Annotated in this window: 13 protein-coding genes; 3 read left to right on the top strand and 10 right to left on the bottom strand. The window is 40.5% G+C overall.

Annotation, left to right across the window (positions count from 1 at the left end; genetic code table 11):
* Positions 1-80: 80 nt before the first annotated feature.
* The 4 genes from JI723_RS19345 to JI723_RS19330 form a co-directional block, all read right to left on the bottom strand.
* A complete protein-coding gene (locus JI723_RS19345) occupies positions 81-1,961 on the bottom strand; it encodes a glycoside hydrolase family 3 N-terminal domain-containing protein (protein WP_272580763.1) in 1,881 nt (626 codons plus the stop codon).
* 424 nt (positions 1,962-2,385) lie between these two features.
* Entirely contained in the window at positions 2,386-3,333 is a 948-nt protein-coding gene (locus JI723_RS19340; protein ID WP_337979650.1) for a hypothetical protein, read from the bottom strand.
* 643 nt (positions 3,334-3,976) lie between these two features.
* Positions 3,977-4,747, bottom strand: a complete 771-nt coding sequence (gene tpiA, locus JI723_RS19335; RefSeq protein ID WP_070927414.1) for a triose-phosphate isomerase — start codon at positions 4,745-4,747, stop codon at positions 3,977-3,979.
* A gap of 162 nt (positions 4,748-4,909) precedes the next feature.
* Positions 4,910-5,524, bottom strand: a complete 615-nt coding sequence (locus JI723_RS19330) for a DUF1454 family protein (RefSeq protein ID WP_272580761.1) — start codon at positions 5,522-5,524, stop codon at positions 4,910-4,912.
* 264 nt (positions 5,525-5,788) lie between these two features.
* On the opposite strand from JI723_RS19330, the gene JI723_RS19325 reads away from it, so the two are divergent.
* A complete protein-coding gene (locus tag JI723_RS19325; protein WP_070927418.1) occupies positions 5,789-6,211 on the top strand; it encodes a DUF805 domain-containing protein in 423 nt (140 codons plus the stop codon).
* A 33-nt stretch (positions 6,212-6,244) separates the two neighbouring features.
* Here the strand turns inward: JI723_RS19325 and fpr are convergent, their stop codons facing one another.
* Complete coding sequence (gene fpr / locus JI723_RS19320) at positions 6,245-6,991, bottom strand: ferredoxin--NADP(+) reductase (protein WP_070927420.1); 747 nt, start codon at positions 6,989-6,991, stop codon at positions 6,245-6,247.
* A 528-nt stretch (positions 6,992-7,519) separates the two neighbouring features.
* Here fpr and emrD point away from each other — a divergent pair.
* Positions 7,520-8,704 carry a multidrug efflux MFS transporter EmrD gene (gene emrD / locus JI723_RS19315; protein WP_070927422.1) on the top strand — a complete coding sequence of 395 codons (1,185 nt, stop codon included), beginning with the start codon at positions 7,520-7,522 and terminating at the stop codon, positions 8,702-8,704.
* Positions 8,705-8,743: 39 nt separating this feature from the next.
* On the opposite strand, the gene JI723_RS19310 is transcribed toward emrD, so the two are convergent.
* The 3 genes from JI723_RS19310 to JI723_RS19300 all read right to left on the bottom strand — a co-directional run bounded on the left by JI723_RS19310 (position 8,744) and on the right by JI723_RS19300 (position 15,746).
* Positions 8,744-13,153 (bottom strand): M66 family metalloprotease, encoded by a 4,410-nt coding sequence (locus JI723_RS19310; RefSeq protein ID WP_337979649.1) that lies wholly within the window; start codon positions 13,151-13,153, stop codon positions 8,744-8,746.
* A 196-nt stretch (positions 13,154-13,349) separates the two neighbouring features.
* Positions 13,350-14,876 (bottom strand): glycerol kinase GlpK, encoded by a 1,527-nt coding sequence (gene glpK, locus JI723_RS19305; RefSeq protein ID WP_140182912.1) that lies wholly within the window; start codon positions 14,874-14,876, stop codon positions 13,350-13,352.
* 24 nt (positions 14,877-14,900) lie between these two features.
* Positions 14,901-15,746 (bottom strand): MIP/aquaporin family protein, encoded by an 846-nt coding sequence (locus JI723_RS19300; RefSeq protein ID WP_070927429.1) that lies wholly within the window; start codon positions 15,744-15,746, stop codon positions 14,901-14,903.
* A gap of 304 nt (positions 15,747-16,050) precedes the next feature.
* On the opposite strand from JI723_RS19300, the gene zapB reads away from it, so the two are divergent.
* Positions 16,051-16,290: a cell division protein ZapB gene (zapB, locus tag JI723_RS19295; protein ID WP_070927431.1), complete on the top strand. Its 240-nt coding sequence runs from the start codon at positions 16,051-16,053 to the stop codon at positions 16,288-16,290.
* Between the two features lie 305 nt (positions 16,291-16,595).
* Here the strand turns inward: zapB and rraA are convergent, their stop codons facing one another.
* Together rraA and JI723_RS19285 are read right to left on the bottom strand one after the other, a co-directional pair.
* Positions 16,596-17,120, bottom strand: coding sequence for a ribonuclease E activity regulator RraA (gene rraA / locus JI723_RS19290; protein ID WP_140182914.1), 525 nt, complete (start codon positions 17,118-17,120; stop codon positions 16,596-16,598).
* Between the two features lie 88 nt (positions 17,121-17,208).
* Positions 17,209-18,129, bottom strand: a complete 921-nt coding sequence (locus JI723_RS19285; RefSeq protein ID WP_272580758.1) for a 1,4-dihydroxy-2-naphthoate polyprenyltransferase — start codon at positions 18,127-18,129, stop codon at positions 17,209-17,211.
* Positions 18,130-18,229 lie beyond the last annotated feature (100 nt).

The following is an 18,229-nucleotide window of genomic DNA, read 5'->3' as shown; positions in this document are numbered from 1 at the left end:
GTTGAATTTTGTGTGTTATAGCCCGCCTTTATATCCTTAAAGGATATAAAGGTCGGAAAGTGCGAGTGTTTATAAATTAATTAATGAGTGGTGTTGTACGTTTCACCATGACCATAAGGGAACAGGATTTTGTTACCTTGTGGATTTTTAATATTGACGGGGAGCAGCCCTTTCGGTGGGTTTAATGGCTGTGCTTGTTGGTCTGCAAACAAGGTACGTAAACCACTACGAATATTGGTTTCGAGTGAGTTACGGTTATTGTTAGTGACGTCGAATCCGGTGATCCCATAGATGGCAAGGTTAGCTTTAACCCCTTTTAGGTATGCAATGTCATAGGGATTACGTGAAGAAATCACTACCAGTGGGATATTGGCTTTATTTGCTTCATCAATGAATAGCTGAGCATTAGCAGGATTATCTTTCAGGTTATAAGTGGTTAAAATTACCAGATCTTGACCTTGCAAAAGAGGCTGAACATCTTTTGCATTGAGGGTATTTTCAGTCAGTTTAACAACGGTTTCTTTGCTTTCTATTGTTGTGCCTGTTTCATTAGCGATGTCATTTAAGTGCTTTTGAATTAATTCATTACGTGGTTTTTCATCCGATACAACTAAAATCTTATTTTGTGATTTTAAGGTGTAAGGAAGCACATTATCGTTTTTGATTAGCGTAATTGCTTGTTCTGAGACCATATTTTCAAGATCTTTATGGCTTTTAGAAGCGACAACTTGCTGCGCATTATGTAAATCGATTGGCTGTGCGGTGATCTGTTGCTGTAATTTTTTCAGCACGACACGTTTTGCTGATTCATCAATGCGTTTTTTCAGCTCAGGATTTTTTTGAGCCTCACTTTCAAGATGGCGGTACATGTTGTCCAAACGTGCAACTGATTCCGTATCCCACATTTTAATTGGCATTAAGATCACATCAGAACCAGCAAGTAATGATGTTTCTACTGCCCAGTTTATATCGAAATTATCGGCAATAGCGCCCATATCCATCGCATCTGTGACGATTAAACCATCATATTTAAGCTCATCACGTAAAATATCGTGCAGAATAGGTTTTGATAATGTAGCAGGTGTCCCAACCTCTTTGCCACTAAGGGTTTTAATTTTACTGTTATCCAATGCAGGAACGATAATATGTGCGGTCATGACAGCATCTGCGCCATGGTTCAGGGCATATTGGAAAGGGGGCAATTCTGTTGAGCGCCATGTTTTTTCATCTGAATTTACAACAGGTAGGTCAACATGCGAATCAGAAGAAACATTACCGTGACCAGGGAAATGTTTCAATGATGTCAACAAGTTATATTTATGAATACCTTTGATATAATTGGTTGCAAGTTGTTCAACAAGTTCTTTATTATCTGAATATGAACGTACTCCAATCACAGGGTTGTTTTGGTTATTATTCACATCGACAACAGGGCCGAAGTTGATGTTAAAGCCTAAGCTGGATAATTCATAACCGTGGATCATACCTGTTAGCTCTGCTAGCGCAGGGTTACGTGTCGCACCTAATGCCATGTTTCCGGGCATTTCTGTACCGACACGTAAACGAGTGACATAACCACCTTCCTGATCGGTACCAATAAATAGGGGTAAATTACTGCGAGCGGCTTGTAATTGATTGATAAGTTCTACGGTCTGCGGTGTATCAATTAAATTTTCACGAAATAAGATCACTGAACCGAGGTGATACTGATTGATGACTTTCGCAACTTCATCATTCATTGCTAGAAATGGCGCGGGCTCGCCATTATTGTCTTTATTCCAATATCTAAAATCTAGCATGAAAAGCTGACCAATTTTTTCTGCCTCAGACATATTTTTGACGATCTCATCAGCAGATTTTTGTTTATCTTTCCACATATTATCAAGCTGTGTTTGTGAAATCGGGTCGGCGAGTGACATGGCACTTAATAAGCAAAGAGAAAGTAGGGTAAGGTTTTTCATCGCATTATTCCTTGGTTATTTTTCGATGAATAATAAGTAGGGTAAATTAATTATAAAGTGAGACAAGTCACAGATAAGATTATTCTCATTTGCTAGTGCTTAAGAATAGTTTGCAATTTAACAAATTGTGCTATGTCATGTATCTATATGATTTTAATAATCAATCCTATTGGAATAATTAATATTCCAATAGAATAATTCCATTTTGGAATTACTCTATTCTGTGATCTCAATGGTAAAGTTAGACATATGAATTAATCGCCTTAGTAATTATCTAAAACTCAAATTTTATGTTAATTAAATTTAAAAATAGGATTTAGAGATTGCTGAAGTAGGCTAAATTTGAAGTTAAATAAAAAGTCGCAGCTTATTGATTGCGACTTTTTTCACACAGTAAAATAATGGCTAGAGATATATTTACTCACTATTGCCAGAAATATTTAATGCCAAATTGGGCTAAATAGAAGGTTTGTCTATTATTACTACCTGATGTTGCATAATTATCTTTTGGATATTTCCATTGTGTGGGTTCTATCGCGGCTCCTCCCCACAAGATCAACTTTGGGGTCAGGTTATACGCTAGCTGTGTTCCAACGCGATAGCCATTTTTGACTTTTTGGGTTAAATTTGCACGAGCAGTGTAGCCACTTTCGTTAAGAAAGTAGCGAAAATAGGGAGAGATTGACCATTTTTCATTTAGCTTAATCGAGAAGTAACCTCTAATTTGATCTTGTGAAAAGATTTTATGGAAGTTGTTATCCCACACTCTATCGGTATATAAGGTTATTTTTGCTTTAATCGCCTCAGAATGTTGGTAGCTGAAACCGTGCTCAGCCTCCCATTCATAGTTATTTGATCTTAAAAAATTACTGTAGTAGAAAATCGCATCCCAAAAATCAAATGACCATTTTTTATTAAAATAAAAACTTCCTGTTGGCATTAACCAATATAAACTGCCTGATGATCGCGATGGCATGTTAGGTGCAGAATCATTCGATTCTTTTCGGTAAGTTCCATTGAGATTAAGTATTGTGGAATGGCTTTTATACAGTTGGCGGGTAGCACCGATTTGTGTGCGGTTACGAATGTATGAATCACGGGAAGTGGAAAAATTGCGACCATAATTGCGCAAAGATTCGCGGTGATCAAAATAAAAACTCCATAGTGATGCCGGATTTGTCAGTGCGAGTTTACCGACCATACTTGCTTTATCGAATACTTTATTATCAAGGTTATCGCGTTGCCCTCGATACTCCTCAACCTCTACATAAATATCGCTATCAATACGCCAATAGTCATTATTTGCTTGAGATACAGTAGCGGTGAGTAAAACTATTATAGTGCTTAGAATTAAACCCTTTAGATATTTCATAATCATCCCTATAGCGAATGTTTTATTTTATAAATTTCGATAACAATATAATTAAAACTGACGGTGGTTATTGTTTATTAATATATACCTGTGATACTTCAAGCCACAGTATGATTGACTCAGTGTATTATCACTAATTAGATGATGTATATGTAATTGGTGATTAATTGACTTGTCGTCTAACTGCACCTCGAACTATTTAGTGTATAGTGAAAGAAATAATCTATTTATTCATAATAAATAGATAGGCGATTAATCACGAACCGTGTAAATATAATGTTAAGAAATATGCGCTGTCTAGCATTCGTCACGGGTGGTAGATTGAGAATAATGATTGTAATTAATAAGATATGAAAGTTTATATCACAATGATTTCAATTTGTTTTCTATGAGGGATAAATTAAAGATTGAAGGAATAATTTGAGTTAAGGTATTTTTAATTTTGTGAGTAGATTAAGTAAATTAAAATTTAGATTCAGAGGAGACAATTATTTATTAGTAATCTGTGTCTGTTTTTATTATTCGATATAAATAAGATAACCGCCAATAAATATTGACGGTCACATACTTATTATATTTTAAGTTGTCGTAGATGTTGTCTAACGACACTTAGAATTATTCAAAGTATCACTTAGCAAAATAATTATTTTGCTTTTTTGGCTTCTGCTGCTGCTTTAACAATCACCGCAAATGCATCTGCTTTTAGTGATGCGCCACCAACAAGGGCACCATCAATATCTGGCTGAGTAAACAGTTCAGCTGCATTACTTGCATTAACAGAACCGCCGTATTGAATAATGACTTGCTCCGCGATTGCAGCATCTTTCTTCGCGATGTGATCACGAATGAATTTATGGATTGCTTGTGCCTGTGCTGGTGTTGCTGACTTACCAGTACCAATAGCCCAAATTGGCTCATAAGCAATCACTGCACCTTCGAATGCTTGCGCGCCTAATGTATTGAGAACAGCATCAATTTGGCGTGCACAAACTTCTTCCGTTTTACCTGCTTCATTTTCTGCTTCAGTTTCACCGATACAAAGTACTGGGATCAGCCCTTGCTCTTTTAATACGGCAAATTTTTTCGCAATAAATTCATCACTCTCATGGTGATAGGTACGACGCTCTGAGTGACCAATGATGATGTATTTTGCACCAATATCTTTGAGCATTTCAGCAGATGTTTCGCCTGTAAATGCACCAGAAAGGTTTACATCAACATTTTGTGCGCCTAAAGCAATTCGGCTGCCCGCAATAGCATGTTTTGCTTGGCTTAGGTAGATTGCTGGTGGTGCGATGGCAACATCACAGCCATCAACGCTGCTAAGTTCATTACGCAGGCCTGCAATCAGGTCATTAACCATATGGGTACTGCCGTTAAGTTTCCAGTTACCCATAACCAATGGATGTCGCATGTTAATTCCTCCAACCAGAGAGTTTGATTTATCAATAAGTGGCTCATTGCATCATCTTGATGCAGCGAGAAAATCAGCATTTGTTAGATATTATAGAGATAATGCCTAACTATAGCTTTGCTTTTTATCACGTCGATGATAATTGCTGTGATCTACATCAGCTTAAGGTGTCTCTACTTCTAGCTTAATCGGTTCAACAGCAAAAGTAAGCACATTATTATCACTTTTTACTAAAACATAGCGAAGAGCGCCTAAGCGAGCTTCTTCTGCACGTGTTGGGTTTTTATCTGCCATAAATTTATTCAGTGCTTCTGTGAGCTCAGGGGCTTTATCAGGAGAAACTTGCGGATCGAACTGTTGGATTAAGGCAATAATATATTGCTCGATTAATGCTCTATTAGCCTGTGCACGTTTAGTATCATCTGCGGGGAGTAAGGTGAGTTGCAAACTTTTAATTTTCTCACTGCCCCGCTCAAGTACTGCTGAGGAGTAGATATAGGGATTAATCGAGGAGGCTGCGCGAATATAAGGTGCAGAAATATCTTGGCTTGCGAGCACCTTGTATTCATGAAGTGGTAAGGTCGGATTTGCTTGATTAAACTGGTTTCGTAACTGTGGGATAGTCAAGTCAAATGAAGGAGCATCAGGCGCGAGATACGCCACTTCAAAATTGGTATCAGGTAGCGTCGGTACTTTTTGTGCGAATACCATTTGTGGCAAACCGAGCACAAAAACGGTTATGATGACGTAAATTGGATGGAGTGCGTGTTGTTTCATTGGTTTTTGCCACTCATTCTATGGTTTTCAAAATACTTTGAGGTGCAGTTAGCGACAAATTAATTGGTCGTTAGCAATAAATAGATACTCTCAATAATTCGGGATGTAAGTAGGCGATAAACTAAGATAGTCAGAGAGCCCAAATCAACTATGTGGTTCGACTAGCTGAGGGGCATCAACCACCTTACATCTGGAAATATAATAAGTACCGAAAGCAAATACGCTGTACCTTTAAGTATCACAAGTATATCAGGAACGGATGTAATGACATTACAACAATGGGCTTTTTCCTTCAAAGGCCGAATCGGCCGCCGGCCATTTTGGGCCGGCATCGCCTCATGTTTTATTTTGATGACCGTGATAGTGCTATTTCAGAATGCATTTTCATTACCTGAAAGTGTTGTGGCCATATTATTTATTTTATTGTTATATCCTTTAGCGGCAATATTTACTAAACGACTGCATGATAGAGGAAAACCTGGTGGATGGTTTGCATTAGTGATCCTTGCATTTGCTTTATTCTCCATGGACGTCAGCCATATGGCACCGTTCTGGCAATGGGGAATTGGTCGTTTTCTACCGCTATTAATTGCAATGATTATGTTATTAGATTGCGGTGTGTTTGTAGGGATGGATTCTGAAAATAAATATGGTGAGAAAACGCAAGCGGTAGATCGCCTTTCTTGACCCCCATTCAACGATGGGGATCAAAAGCGCGTATTACCAATACTGCTCACTGCTGATGTGGCCAGGCTTGCGACGCAGATGTTTGCTCATGGAGCGTGTTTTTATCAGTAGATCGCGGGTATCTCTGACCATTTCAGGGTTGCCACATAGCATGATATGACTATTTTCAGCATCTAATGAAATGCCTGCGGCGTGTTCCAGTGCTTGATTTTCTATTAATGCAGGTACTCGACCATGCAAAGAATCGGCACATTGCTCACGGCTAACCACGGTGATTAAACGTAATTTTTCTGGGTAGCGCTTAGCTAATTGCTCCATTAGTGGCAAATAACTCAGATCCTTTTGATAACGAACAGCATGCAATAACACGATCTTCTCAAAGCGTTCAAGCCCTTTACCTTCTTGTAGGATAGATAGGAATGGCCCGATAGCGGTACCTGTTGATAACATCCACAGATGTTTGCAGTCAGGAATTTCATCGAGTACAAAAAAACCAGATGCTTCATCGGTTACTTGTAGAGTATCTCCACGGCGCAGTTGAGCGAGTTTAGGGCTAAGTTTACCGTTTGGAACAACGACAAAATAAAACTCAAGGCGATTATCACTCGGCGCATTAACATAAGAGTAAGCGCGTTGTACACGTTCACCTTCAATTTCTAAAGCAAGTTTCGCAAATTGTCCGGCGATAAAAGGTTTAATGGGGGCATTGATGATGAGGCTGAACAAAGAATCTGTCCAAAATTTTGCTTCTATAACGGTTCCAGTCACCCAATTTGCCATAAATTTTCACCTCTGAACTTTTCTAGCCTTGTTGTACATCAGGGGTTCATACTAAGTGAGTTTGAGATTTACGTTTATCGATAATGTGTCTCTGACCTGTCATGCTTTGATTCTCAGTGCTTCTATTAAGCTGTGTAGCCGCATTCATTGGTTCAGCGCATCAGATACTTTTGCAAATCTTATAATCTCACTGAATAGTCATGTTATTGTGTATGGAATCATTTAAAGCGCAGTTAATTATGCTATTAAAATAGATGTTAACTGAAGTTAATGTACAGTTTTGTTGCCATATCTGGCGAATATCGCTGACGTTAGCTTATTAATTAAAATGCTGTCCTACCTCGAAAAAATATTTAATTTTGTTATCTTAGTCACGCTCTCACAGAACATGTGCGTTTTGTAGTTTTATCGAGAAAAAACAAGCAATAACTATTTGTGATAATGCCCTGAAATTAAATCGTCATGCCATTGCTATTAAATAGGCGGGCTTGGTGTGTATTCAGGTTGGCAAATTTGTTTGAGAATAAAATGAGAAAAATAGAAAACTTCAATTTATTGATCCTGCTGATTGCCTTAGCGGCAGTTGGTCAGATGACGCAAACAGTGTATGTCCCTGTTATTGCTGATATGGCGGTTTACTTTAGTGAGCCATCTGGTTCGGTGCAACGAGTCATGGCGGCATATCTGTTTACTTACGGTTTTTCTCAACTGGTTTATGGACCTCTGTCTGATCAGATTGGTCGCCGTCCGGTGATCCTCGCAGGTATGGTGATTTTTTTGCTATCGACGACGTTGGCAATTTTTGCGCCAACATTGGATGTTCTTGTATTAGCAAGTGGTTTACAGGGCTTAGGGACTGGTGTTGCAGGGGTAATGGTGCGTACTATGCCTCGTGACCTCTATAAAGGGACATCACTTCGCTATGCGAACAGCCTTTTAAATATGGGGGTACTTGTTAGCCCGCTATTGGCACCCATGTTCGGCGGCTTATTAGCCCATTTTTGGGGCTGGCATGCATGTTATATCTTTTTGTTTGTCTTAGGTGCTTTTGTCCTTTTAAGTATGTATCGCTGGTTACCTGAAACTCGGCCTGTTTCACCTGAAAAACACAAAATGCTCGCGTCATTCCGCCAATTATTATCCAGTGGCTCTTTTGTTTCTTATTTGGTGATGTTGATTGGTGCACTAGCCGGTATTGCGGTTTTTGAATCAAGTAGCGGCGTATTGATGGGGGGAGTGTTAGGCCTTAATAGTATTACCGTCAGTATTTTATTTATTATCCCTATCCCAGCCGCCTTTTTTGGCGCATGGTTTGCAGGGCGCGATGGGAAAAGCTTTTATACCTTGATGTGGCAATCCGTGATCTGCTGCTTGATTGCAGGTTTGATGATGTGGATCCCTGGATGGTTTGGCGTTATGAATATTTGGACTTTGCTCGTTCCTGCATCGGTCTTTTTCTTTGGTGCGGGTATGTTGTTTCCTTTAGCGACAACAGGGGCAATGGAACCTTTCCCTTATTTAGCAGGTGCTGCAGGGGCATTAGTCGGTGGTATGCAAAATGTTGGCTCGGGGGTGGCAACATGGGTTTCCGCATTGTTACCACAAAATGGCCAGTTTAGTTTAGGGTTATTGATGTTCTTGATGTCACTGTTAGTCCTGCTATGTTGGCTGCCAATCGCCCACCGTATGGATAGAACAGAACACACGGTATAATTTAGAATAGGCGGCATAGAAAGTATACCGCCTATTTAGTTATCGCGTTAACGGCGCTGAAACAGGGTGTGGTGCGGTATATAAGTTTCTTTGACTACGTGTTGTAACGTAGTTTTCTGTTGCTCCCATTGAAGCGATTAATTCAGGTCTTTGCTCTATTGGATGAAAAAGAATAGGGTGGTTATCGTCGATAAATTGACGATGATCGACCATTGCCGCCGAAGCATGTTGTGTGAGTGTCACCGTGCTGGCTGGGATGCTATCTTGTAGGTGATTATCGATATAAATTTTGAGGCCTTTGAGCTTCAAGTTTGGCGTACTATCAATTGCGCCTATAATCGATAACTGTTCTCCTTGGCGAGTGATTTGCCAGCATTCTAAAGGGATCTGTTCTTTGACCGTACCAGACTCTTCTTCTACTAATAATGTCAGCCAATAACTGTTTTGTTCTTTTGGTAATTGCATTATTGAGATATCGATAACTTGGTTAACGTAACTATCTGAAAACAGAGGAACATGAGACTCAACATTATAGGCTAATGGAGTACTATATTGATGTGGTATCTGCTTTAGGTGATTGATAGGTGTATAGGCGTGTATGGCATTAATGGCGGGTTTATTACCCCAAGGGTCATTTAATGAAAAGTATTGCTTTTGTAACCGCCCACCTTTTATCCACATAGCACAAAGTACGCTGTCTTTCGTGAGCGCTTGAGTATTTATTTGTTCTGTCAATGCATCAAGTAAATGAGGTTGATTGGATGACCAAAACAATTGGCTACCTTGCCAATAATGATCAAGTACTACTCTTTCCAAAGGCGATTTTCCATCCCATAGGCTGAACAGTCGATTTGCCAAAGAATCTGGATTGATATAGGTGTAAACAGTTTTTTGGTTATTCGTTTCAATTAATTGAAGTTTAACTAATTCGCCTTTATCTGGGATGTTTAGGCTTAGGAGTTCAGGCGTTTCAAAGCTAATTAATTTCTGATCTTCAATATGGCGTGTATCAGTGATTAACCCATATGCGGTGGCGTAAGTTATCTGTAATGAATAGGAAGATGTTTTATTGTGTGTGTTTGCAGGTAAAGCACCGAGGGTACGTTTGAGCGAAAGATAGCTATAAGGGTGATTTTTGCCGTTAGCGAGCGGGATGATTGAGCCACTGACCCTGTAAACCGGAACATCGTTGGATAACTGTTCAGTGGTTGGTGTATAAGACAAAATTTCTTGAATTTTATTATTGTAGTAAGAAGAGTGAGGAGTAAAAGCATCATATTCAGCTTTGTTTTCTCCTGCTGCTATCGGGTACATCGCTGGATATATTTCTTGTACACTACCATTGTATGGATCAGTATATTTATAAGTGACATAACGTTGTTGTGACTGGTCATAAGCGATTTCAAATCCATTACTGTTTGGCGAAAATGGGTAGTTTTCGTCTGTTGTATGTCTTAAACCTAAGCTGTGCCCCCATTCATGCCATAAGATATCTGATTGCGCCATTCCCCCACCAAAAAATGGTGAGGCCATACCCAGTATCGATCCATGAATTGAAGGATTAATTGCCATATAAGTGAGGAGATTATCTTGTTTATTGGCTTGCCTGATCATCTCTCCTTGTAAATAAGCCCATGCAACTGACATATCGGAAAAGTCATGGAGAAGAGGGTTTTTGTCGTATTGGGGCATGGTGAGCACTGAGTTGGTAAAGTTAGGATTGTTATAATAAAAAAGCGCCGGTGCTCGCGTTTCTGATGGGCTGTTGTATAAAGTGAATTGTGAAACTGGCAGTTTAGCTGCGGCCTCTGTTCCCCAACTGAGAGGTGAATACGCGTAAAGCCCTTGCCCATATTGATAGAGACTACTATTTTCAACTCGAGCGACCAGATGAGTGGCTGGATGAACTGGTGGTGAAAAATAACCGTTTTGGTTTGTATAAGGTGTAATGATCGGGCGATTATTTGCCATAAGCTGAATTTGGATACCCGGTTTTATCCACTCTCCTTTTAGTGGGGCAGTGAAACTATTTTTATCCGCTATTTGATGATCGATTGATGGCTGTGCTGGTAGCGGATCGATCTGTTTGGCGAGCCGATTGGGTCCAGTAAGGCGTACTCGACCTAATTCATATCCCTGCTTATCGCTAACAATCGCCTCAACATTAGGTGAGATTAGGGAATTTGGGCTGGTAATATCGATTTTTAGTAAGGCCCAACGGCCTGCAACCAAATTTAAATAAGGGGAGTCAATGTGTTGCTGGTGGGTTTGGGTGAGTGAAATATCATGAACATACATGTCATCAGGAAGTGGATGTGAGTGAGGTTTTGGCTCTTGGTAAATCGGATCTGCTATGTGAAAAGTTCTTTTTCCCGGTATTGAGACTATAGGTGCGTTATCCGTTTGTAGTTGCACCGACATTGGCGCTGATTGGCTGCCATCGCGCATCACGGCCACAAAATCAAACTGTTCAAAGCCAGAAAATGGAGTATGAACATTGGGTTGGTATTGCCATTCACCTGTATAGCGATTTAGAGTCACTTTCCCCGAATTAGTATCTTCAATTAATTGATAATATTGAATATCAGGGTGTCGAGGTAAGGTGCCTGTAACCGCACCAACAGTGAGTTGGTTTGGGGTTTCTGTTAGATTTTCGGCAATAATAAAGGGCAAAATTTGTTCTTGGTATCCGAAGCTCAGTTTTTCAAGTTGCCGATTTTGTGGGTCGGTAATCACGAGAGCATTGTTTGCTTTATTCCAACTCACTTGTAGTGAATTATCTTCGCTATAATAATGTAATGCATGTTGCAAATAGTCGGCGAATTCATTTGGTGATGCAAATTGTGTGGTAGGTGCTTTGAATGCTACTCGTTGTATATCGATATGATGGCCATTGGGGGAAGTTAACAAAAAAGTCAAATGTGTCAGGTGGTTAAGTTGTTCTGGTGTAAAATGAATTTGATGTACAGTTTGGTGTTGCCGTTGAGTATCGACATGTTTTAATAACTCAACATAACTGATTTGTTGGCGCTTTTTTAACTGAAACTGCGTAAAAATTAAACCATCACCTTTAATTATCATTTTATTATTATGATAGCTAATAGTAATTGCTTGAGCTAATGGGGCGAGTTGCTGGTTGATAATCTCTTCAATTTCTTTACTGAGCGTTTCCCATGTTAAATGCGATGAAAGGCTTATATCATCGAGTTTTAAAACAATGTCTCGCTGCTTATCCTTAATTTCAATTGAAAAGTATTGTGCGGCTTTAGCGTGTAGAGCGGTCAATTGTAATTGGTTAATTGCGGTTGGCGGCAGCGTGATGGTTTGATGTAAATTCGATGATAAGGGGTTAACTGCAACCACATCAGCGAAAGGCATCCATTCAACCGAAAGAATCTCTTTCTTGGGTTTTAATGGCTGAGGTATCAAGGGATATGAAAAAGCTTGCTGGGGGATCAATGATAACTGTTTAGTGTCAGGTAGTGCCCAGCCCAATCGAAATTTTGGTGGAGTCCCATTCGTTGTTGTCGTAATACGTACAGAGCAGCTTTCACCCTGTTTTAAATTATCCAAACTAATTGTTGCTGTTGGATCACCTTGCTTAACGGTGACTTTATAGTTTCCAACTTTAAACTGCACATTATCCTGTATGTTGGATATATCAAGAGCAAAGGTAAACTTCCCCGTTTGTGGAATTGCCACTTTCATATCATAAACCCAGACCGTTTCTGTGGGTTGGCTGGGTAAATGATGCTGTGATCCTTGTAAATGAGGAAGTGTTGCTAGCAATGCTGATTGCAGCTCCTCTGGTGGGTGTTTATGTCTATAGGCATAAACGGCAATACCTGATTTAGTCGGTTGTTCTAAGGCAGTAGTGCTGTGGCGCGATGACTTTCTCTGATATTGCGAAGGTGTAATATCATTAATGAGCTTCCTAACCGCAGGAGAAGTGTTCTTCTCTTTAATAATGAGTAACCCTTTACCTGTCACAGACATCATATGGCGAGCTAACTGGATTTGTTGATCATTGGCGTTGGATGAAAGCACTAAGGTACTGTAGCTGCGATGCCACTGACCATTGGGTAACAACGCGTCGGCAAGCTGTTCAGCGGCGCGAGTTTCACCTTTATTCCATAGATAAGGCGAATCAAAGCTATCAATATAGAGATTTTGTTTGGGGTGTAAGGTATTTCCAGCAAATAGCTCCGGACTGACAGCACTCAAGAGTTTATTACTCTCAGCTTGATATTGCTGACCATTTAACCAATTCATGATTAAGAAAATCGCATTTCCATCTATGGTGTGATCTGGCGAGTTCTGAAGGGCATCAAATAATGGTGAGCTTTTATCAATGATGGCGATTCGGCCTTGTGAATGATAATAGCCAAATGTAAGGTGGCCTTTGCTGGCCTGTTGATACAAAAATTGTTCCTCGTTTGGGTTATCCATAGCTGGTCTCCATTTTAGTGAAAAATAGGCTTAATTTTATTTAAATTCGCTATTTATTTTTCAATAATGAGGCAGCGGCGTCTAATTTATTATTAATACACTAATAAGCTAATTATTTGATTTATAGGGTGTAATGAACAAAAAAGCAACACCGAAGTGTTGCTTGATTGGTTAGAAAAAATGGATTAAAGCTGTATTAAGCACGATCTTCCCACTCTTGTGCTCGAGCCACCGCTTTTTTCCATCCCTCATATTTGTAGTTGCGTTCTGTGGTTTCAATACCTGGTTTGAATACACGCTCAATCGTTGCTTTAGATTGCAACTCATCAAGGCTATTCCAGAAGCCAACCGCTAAACCGGCGAGGTAAGCCGCACCTAGCGCGGTACTCTCACGTACCTCTGGACGCTCCACTGATGTTCCTAGAATATCAGCTTGGAATTGCATCAGGAAGTTGTTGGCAACAGCACCGCCGTCAACGCGTAATGCTGCTAAACGTGTTTCTGCATCTGCTTGCATAGCATCTAGCACATCACGTGTTTGGTAAGCGATGGATTCCAGTGTTGCACGAATGATGTGATTACGGTTAGCACCACGTGTTAAACCAAAAATAGCACCACGTGCATACGGATCCCAATAAGGAGCACCTAAGCCTGTGAAAGCAGGAACGACATATACACCGTTGCTATCTTTTACTTTAGTCGCAAAATATTCAGAGTCAGTAGATTCGTCGATCAGTTTCAGCTCATCACGTAGCCATTGAATTGATGCTCCCCCAACAAAGACCGCACCTTCGAGAGCATAATTCACTTCGCCTTTAGGGCCACAAGCAATGGTGGTTAACAAGCCATGGTTTGAACGAACCGCGGTTTCACCGGTATTCATTAATAAGAAACAGCCTGTACCATAGGTATTTTTTGCCATACCTTGTTTAACACACAACTGACCATAGAGTGCAGCTTGCTGGTCACCGGCAATGCCTGAAATAGGAATACGTGTACCGCCCTTACCACCAATATTGGTTTGTCCGTAAACTTCAGATGATGGACGAACTTCTGGCAACATGATACGTGGAATATTTAATGCTTTAAGGATCTTGTCATCCCATTCCAGATTACGAATGTTAAACAGCATAGTACGTGAAGCATTGGTATAATCTGTGACGTGAACACGGCCTTGGGTCATTTTCCAGACTAGCCATGTATCTACAGTTCCAAACAGTAGCTCACCTTTTTCTGCGCGTTCACGAGCACCTTCTACGTGATCTAAAATCCATTTAACTTTGGTTCCTGAAAAATATGGGTCGACAACGAGCCCCGTATTTTGACGGATATATTCCTCTAATTCTTTATCGTTCTGTTTCAGATGAGTACAGAAGTCAGCAGTACGGCGACATTGCCAAACAATGGCATTATAAACCGGTTTACCGGTTGCTTTTTCCCAAACAATGGTCGTTTCACGTTGGTTAGTGATACCAATGCCTGCAACTTCATCTGTACGAATATCTGCTTTAGCTAGCACTTCCACCAATGTTGAGCTTTGTGATGCCCAAATTTCCATTGGGTCGTGTTCTACCCAACCTGGCTTAGGGTAGACTTGGGTAAATTCACGCTGGGAGATACTAATAATATTGGCGTCATGGTCAAGTACAACGGCCCGCGAACTGGTTGTTCCCTGATCAAGAGCGACAATATATTTTTTCTCGATATTGGTTTCTGTTGTCATAATTTAAACCTGTTCCGGTAATGATTAAGCGTTTTTACTAGATGTTTTTACTGATTTTTCATCTTTTTTCGTATGGACGAAGCTTGGTAAATGACGAGAGATCAGTGTGCGATATGCAAATGCACCAATTAATCCACCTACAATAGGTGCAATGAGTGGTACTAAGAAATAAGGAATTTCACGGCCGCCAGTTAATGCGATATCACCCCAGCCAGCCAAATATGCCACGACTTTTGGTCCAAAGTCACGGGCAGGGTTTAGTGCGAAGCCTGTCAACGGGCCGAATGAACCACCAATGACTGCAATTAAAATACCGATCAGTAGCGGTGCTAAAGGCCCTCTAGGGATACCGTTACCATCATCGGTTAATGCTAGAATCAGACATAGCAGGATGGCTGCAATCACAACTTCAATAAAGAAGGCATGTAGTTCAGTCAGCTGTGGAGCTGGATAAGTTGAGAACACCCCCGCAGTAAACAAGCTTTCTTGTGTACCTCGGATAATGTGATGCACTTGGTCATAATCAACAAAGACAGGTGAATACATAAAGTAAACTAAAGCAGCAGCGAAGAAGCCTCCTAACATTTGTGCAACAATGTAAGGGGTAACTTTATGTCTTTCAAAACTTGCGAATAGCCATAGTGCAATAGTGACAGCAGGGTTTAGGTGAGCGCCCGAAATCCCTGCGGTGAGGTAGACGGCAAGGGCAACACCAAAGCCCCAGATGATACTAATTTCCCAGAGGCCGAGCTGTGCTCCTGCGATACGGACAGCTGCTACGCAGCCTAAACCGAAAAAGACGATAAGTGCAGTACCTAAAAATTCGGATATGCACTGACCGCTGAGTGTAGTTGTGGTCGTTTGGCTCATATCTTTCTATCCTACGAAAATTAAAATTATTGTAATGTTTTTCAGAGTAAGATTTTCAAAGTGAAAACCTATAGTGTAAATTTATCGTTAATGAGCGCAAACGAGAAATATCGAAATTGAAATATGTGTGTTACATCACCAAAACGAAAGAAAACGACCAAAAATAGTGATGCAATCGACCTTTGCTATGTGATCAGACCAGTGTTTTAAAATACGGTATCTTGGGAATCGGAGTCAAGCTACTAGACACAGAGGATCATGCTACTTACAATCGTAAGTAAAGCTTACAAGGGAGATCAAAAGAATGTCATTTGAAGTATTTGAGAAACTAGAATCAAAAGTTCAACAAGCGATTGATACCATCACATTGTTACAAATGGAAATCGACGAACTGAAAGATAAAAATAACGCGTTGGCTCAAGAGTTAGATAATGCAAAATCAGGCACTGAATCACTGGTGCGCGAAAATGAACAGCTGAAACAAGAGCAGCAAACGTGGCAAGAGCGTTTACGTGGGTTGCTTGGCAAGATGGAAGAAGTCTAAAATATCTTTCATATTTCGTGCCGCAGCGTTGTTGGCTTTTCTCGGTTACTCGAATCGCATACTTATGTGTGCTCATCGGAAAGCCTTCAATCGTCGTCTAGCTGCAACACGAACTGTTTAGGGTATTTAGGTATGTAATGTATTTGATGATGTTAAGCTGATTTTGGTATTTGTAGATGACATATTAATAGCAATGGAAATTTTTCTGGGGCTTAGTCTATGAATGTTGCAAATGGCTCTATAAAAAGAAGGGCTGATAACAAAATCAGCCCTTCTTTTTTTAATTCGAATCAGTTTATTGAGCGTTAGAGATCTTCTTCGTCAATAACTTCAAAACCACTGCTATCTTGTGTGGAAAGCGGCTCTTCTGACAAAATAATACCAGTATTATCAGCGTATAGATAATCGCCAGAGAAAAAAGTGACCCCACCAAAATTGACACGAATATCGCTTTCGCCAATGCCTTCATCTGGGCAACCTGCTGGCATCGCTGCGATGGCTTGGATCCCTAAATCAAGTTCCATCAATGCATCGACCTGACGTACCGCACCATATACTACGATGCCTTCCCAGTGGTTATCCATGGCTAAGCGCGCCAATTCAGCATCAATCAGTGCTTTGCGTACGGAACCACCGCCATCAACGAGAAGAATGCGACCATGGCCGTCTTCTTCCAGCAAATCATACAGTAGGCCGTTATCTTCAAAGCACTTGACTGTAATGATTTGACCGCCAAATGAAGTACGTCCACCAAAATTGGAGAAAAGGGGTTCTACCACGTTAACGCTTTCTTGGTAGATATCACAGAGTTCGGAAGTATCATATTTCATAGTGTATGGTCTTTTTTTGCTGCAAGAGAAGTAAAGTATATCCCTTTTAAGAGGTGATTGGCAAAATTCACCTCTTAAAAATAAACAACTAATTGCTCAATACTACGCCAATGGAAAAGAGAATGTTAGTGAATAGTGCCGCTTTTACCATATTTTCTAGCATGGGGCGCATTCCCTCTGGGGTTGGATCGCTCAAGACACGGCGAACATGGTTCATTAACATAGGGACGGCGAGAAGGAATAGCCAACACGCCCAGCCATGCATATAGAACAAGTTAAAGAACGTTAAGCATAGAATGGCGATAATAATGATGATTGCGTGATAGATTCGAGAGCCTTGAGGCCCTAAACGTACCGCTAATGTATTTTTACCCGCTTTAACATCATTTTCGATATCGCGCATATTGTTAATATTCAGAACTGCAACTGAAAGCAGCCCGCACGCTGTAGCAGGTAGTACAGTGATAATATTAAAAGTATTCGCTTGTAAGTAATAAGTTCCGATGACGCTGAGCCAACCGAAGAATATCAGGACAGAAATATCGCCTAACCCAAGGTAACCATAAGGTTTTTTACCGACGGTGTAAGTGATAGCCGCAACGATGGCCACCAATCCCAACACCAAAAAGCCAATCGCATCTTCAGGTTTTTCACACGCAACGATAATTAATAGAATGCCTGAAATGCAAGCTGCAATAATATTAATTTTCAGCGCTTTTTTCATATCAGCCTGAGTGATGACTCCTTTTTGCATCCCACGTAGGGGACCAATACGTTCTGCTGTATCGGAGCCTTTAACTGCATCACCGTAATCATTGGCAAGATTGGACAATATTTGCAGCAAACCTGCGGTAATTAGGGCTAATAGCGCGACAGGCCACTTAAAATTGCCCGTTAAATAGGTGAGCGCGGAGCCAGTGATAATCGCAATAACCCCTAAAGGCAGAGTCTTAGGACGTAAACTTTCTAGCCAAGCCTGCTTGCGGCTAATAGAAGTAGATGAGCTCATTCAATAATTTCACAGGTTTATACTCGTCATACTTCAAGTTGCAGCGTTGTTGACTACGCTCACTCGCACCAGTCACATAGTTACTATGCTTCTGGCGACT

This window comes from Providencia manganoxydans (assembly GCF_016618195.1).
GTDB lineage: Bacteria > Pseudomonadota > Gammaproteobacteria > Enterobacterales > Enterobacteriaceae > Providencia > Providencia manganoxydans.
The sequence above is the reverse complement of the archived record's forward strand: the minus strand, read 5'-3'. Positions and strand labels throughout refer to the sequence as shown.